The organism is Micromonospora wenchangensis, from assembly GCF_002210435.1.
Taxonomy (GTDB): domain Bacteria; phylum Actinomycetota; class Actinomycetes; order Mycobacteriales; family Micromonosporaceae; genus Micromonospora; species Micromonospora wenchangensis.
On the sequence record NZ_MZMV01000133.1, the window covers coordinates 1 to 4,030 of the forward strand.

The window sequence follows — 4,030 nt, forward strand, 5'->3', positions numbered from 1 at the left end:
CCGGCGACGAGCCACCTGCCACCGCCCCCGGGTGCGGCGGGCTCGTGGCGGGGGCCGGCTTCAACCCCGGCGGTACGGGCAGCGCGCTGCCCCGGGCGAACTCGGCCCAGCTCGTGTTCCAGGCGGTCCAGCCGTTGCCGGGCCGCAGCGGCACCTCGGTGCCCTTCACGGTGACCAGGTCACCGACCTGGGTGATGCCCATCAGCCAGTCGGCGGCGGCCGAGGAGACGTTGGCGCAGCCGTGCGAGACGTTGGTGTAGCCCTGGTCCCCCTCCGACCAGGGGGCGGCGTGGATGAACTCGCCACCCCAGGTGAGGCGCTGGGCGTCCTCCACGTCGACCACGTAGCCGCCGTCGGGCTCGCCCCGGGTGTCGAAGCGGGTCTGCTGGTGCTTCTCCATGATCACCATCTTGCCGCTGGAACTCGGGGTGCTCGGCTTGCCGAGGCTGACCGGGATCCGGCGGACCAGCCTGCCGTCCTGGAAGACCGACATCTGCTTGGTGGCGTTGTCGATGTCCAGGGCGACCTGCCGGCCGATCTTCGAGGTGGACCGCCGGTCGGCGTCACCGACGTACTCCTTGCCGATGGGCAGCCCCGCGAGCGCCGAGCGGACGCTGATCGTGGTCCCGGTACGCCAGAAGTCGGGGGCCCGGTAGTAGACCTGGCTGCCGTCCTCCAGCCACGACCAGGTGCCCGGCTGGGGCGGATCGGTCTTCACGAACAATCGTCGCTGCACGGCCGCCCTGGCCTCTTTGGGAATGGCCGGTTCGAACGCGACAGTCACCGGCATCGCGGTGCCGTACGTCTGGTTTCCGGCGAAATAGAGCACGCTGGTCAGCGCCTGCCGGTTCGTATTCGTCGGAGCCGTCGTGAACGTGGTGCGCCCGACGGTCGTGCGGCCCGCGTCGCCGGTCGCGGTGACCTCGGCGGTGTAGGTCCGGCCGCTGTCCAGCGGGGCCGCCGGCACCCAGCTCGACCCGTCCTCCCGCGGCTCCCCGGCCACCGCCCGGCCCTTGTCGTCGGTGAGCTTGACGCTGGTCACCCGGCCGTTGCTCACGGTGGCTCCGACCTCCGCGCTGACCGGGACGTCCTTCGCCCGGTCGGCGGGGGTCACGGCCACCGTGGGGGCCGCCGCCGCGCCGGGCGCCGCCCCGGCCGCCGGCTTCCGCTCGGCGGTGCACCCGCCGAGGACCAACGGTGTGGCCGCGATGGTCACCGCCATTAGCGTCAATCGCCGCCTCACGTCCATATTCCGTCCCCCATTTCCAGTCCCCTTGGCCACATTCTGTACAGCGTTTCTCGGGCCGGGCCGGGCTTTCCGGGGAACCGGGTGGGCGGGGCCGGGCTTATCGACCCCGACGGGCCGCAGGGGGCCACGGTGCCGCCGATGTCCGGGATCGACCGTGCCGCGACGCCCCGGGCGGTCAGTCCCAGTCCTGGTCACCGTGGTTTCGGTGCCAACGCCCACCGACCGGCGGGGTGTCCAGCCGCAGGGCCGCCACCGCGTTGCCGGCCAGGTCGTTGTCCTCGACCCGGCAGCCGACGCAGCTGCCCCGGGGAGTGATCCACATCCCGTGGGTCTGGGTGCGGTCGTCGTGGTTGTCCCAGATCCGGTTGCCCCGCACCGTCGCCGAGTCGAACGCCGCGTTGATCGCGATGCCGGCCCGGGTCGGCGGCGCGGCCGGCAACTCGTACGCGGTGCCCGGCAGCGGGGTGTCCCCGCTCCACCCGCTGTAGGCGTCGGGACGTACCGGGGCGAGGTGCAGTTCGGTCGCGGTGTTCGTGGCGACCACCGCGACCCGCCGGCCGACCCGCAGCACCTTGCCCCGGTGGCTGTCCTGCGCCCAGGTCGCCGAGCGGTCGACCAGGGACCGTTCGCTGTACCGGACCGACTCGCCGCCGCCGTGGGACGCCTCGGCGCACTGCCGGCCGTTGTTGCGGATCCGGTTGTCGAGCAGCATCGCGTCGGTCATCGGGCGGTCCACCCGGATCGCGTCCAGGCCGTTGCCCCAGAACTCGTTGCTCTCCACCACCACGTCCTGCGCCGGATGCGGGAAGCCCCGGCCCAGGTCGTGCTGGTGGTAGCCGTAGCCGCCGTTGCCGCTGATCCGGTTGCCCCGCACCGTGTACGGGCCCGGGGTGTTGCCCATGCTGATCCCGTCGCCCACGTTGCCGTCGATGACGCAGTCGGTGAGCAGGCCACCCCGGCCGGCGACGCCCGAGGTGCCGTTGCCCGACACGTCGTAGCCGGCCTCCAGGTTGCCGGTCATCGTGCAGCCGGTGACGATCAGGCCGTCGGCGCCCCAGTCCGAGATGCCGAACCGGTTGCCCTGGCTGTGGCAGCCGACGATCCGGTAGCCGCGCGGCGGCGTCCAGTAGTCCTTCTGGAGTTCCAGGAAGATGCCGTTGGTGCCGTTGGCCAGGGCGGTGCAGTTGGCGATGGTGAGCCGTTCCATGTCGCCCCAGCCACCGATGCCGATACCGATACCCGCGCCGCCCATCTGCTCGCCGTTGTCCAGCCGGCCGCAGCCGACCACCACCACCCCGTCGACCAGGGTGTCCTGGAGGAAGTCGCAGCCCAGACCGCTGGCGGCCGTGTGGTGGATGTAGAGGTTGCGGAACACCCCGCGCACCACGTACTGCAACCCGAGGCCCTTGGCCAGGTAGTTGTACTCGGCCATGGCCACCCCGGAGCCGTCGATCTCGAAGTCGGCGAAGGTGCAGTCGGCGATGTGCCGGTCCCGGTCCGCGCCGTGCTGCAGCACGGTCCAGAACGCCAGCGGCGTCGGGTCGCTGCGGTTACCCTCGTTGCTGAGCAGGAACCGGGTGGCGGCCGGGCCGGCGCCGATCAGGGACACCCCGCTGCGCCACACCGTGCCGGCGTCGCGGATGGAGTAGATGCCCGGTGGGCACCAGATCACCCGGGCCCGGCCGTCGGCCGCGTAGCCGTCGCCGAGCCGGTCCACCAGGGCCGCCAGCGCGGGTTGGTCGTTGGTCACCCCGTCGCCGGTCAACCCGTAGTCCTGGGCGTTGCACCACAGCGGTGCACCGGCGACGGGGGGACGGCGGTCCCGGACGGCGACGGGCAGACCCTGGTACGGCACGGGTGGCTCCTCTCGGTGTGCGTCCACGACCGACACGGCAGGGCCGCGACCGGGCGCGCGGTGCGGCGGTGCGCGCCCACCGGAGGTGCGGCGCGTCCGTGACCCGCGCCGGATTCCCGGCCCGTCGACCGGAAAACGCCCGCCGGCCGGTCGGCCCGGCGAACCGGACGAACGCCGGGCGGCACGACGGAGCCGGCCACCCCGCCCAGGGTGACCGGCTCCGGGCGTACCGCTCAGACGTTCGCCACCAGCAGCGCCGGCTGTTCGACGCAGTCGGCGACGTGCCGCAGGAACCCGCCGGCCACCCCGCCGTCGCAGACCCGGTGGTCGAAGGTGAGGCTGAGCTGGGTCACCTTGCGGACCGCCAACTGCCCGTCGACCACCCACGGCTTGTCCACGATCCGCCCCACCCCGAGCAGCGCCGCCTCCGGGTGGTTGATGATCGGGGTGGAACCGTCCACCCCGAACACGCCGTAGTTGTTGAGGGTGAAGGTGCCGCCGGTGAGCCGGGCCGGCGGCAGGGTGCCGGCGCGGGCCTCGGCGGTGGTCTGCGCCAGGGCGGCGGCCAGCTCCCGGGTGGTCAGCCGCTGGGCGTCGCGCAGCACCGGCACGAGCAGGCCCCGGTCGGTCTGCGCGGCGATGCCCAGGTGCACCCCGGCCGACTGGACGATGCGCTGCCCCTCCGTGTCGACGTGGGCGTTGAGCTGCGGGAACCGCCGCAGGCCGCTGAGGCAGATCCGGGCCAGCAGGGCCAGCACGCTGACCGGGGCGTCCGGGGTGGCCGCGTTGATCGCCGCCCGGGTGGCCAGCAACGCGGTGGCGTCCGCGTCCACCCAGATGGTGACCTCGGGGATCTCCCGACGGCTGCGGGAGAGCTTGTCGGCGATCACCCGGCGGATGCCGGTCAGCGGAATGACCACGTCGGA

General features: G+C 73.0%; 3 protein-coding genes. All 3 read right to left on the reverse strand.

What is annotated here, in order from left to right:
• The coding region (locus tag B5D80_RS32495; protein ID WP_144081847.1) for a L,D-transpeptidase at positions 1-1,249 on the reverse strand (1,249 nt) is incomplete at its 3' end.
• A gap of 175 nt (positions 1,250-1,424) precedes the next feature.
• Positions 1,425-3,104: a right-handed parallel beta-helix repeat-containing protein gene (locus tag B5D80_RS32500; RefSeq protein WP_088647742.1), complete on the reverse strand. Its 1,680-nt coding sequence runs from the start codon at positions 3,102-3,104 to the stop codon at positions 1,425-1,427.
• A gap of 233 nt (positions 3,105-3,337) precedes the next feature.
• Positions 3,338-4,030, reverse strand: a 693-nt coding sequence (locus B5D80_RS32505; protein ID WP_144081848.1) for a dihydrolipoamide acetyltransferase family protein, incomplete at its 5' end; no start/stop codon positions are given.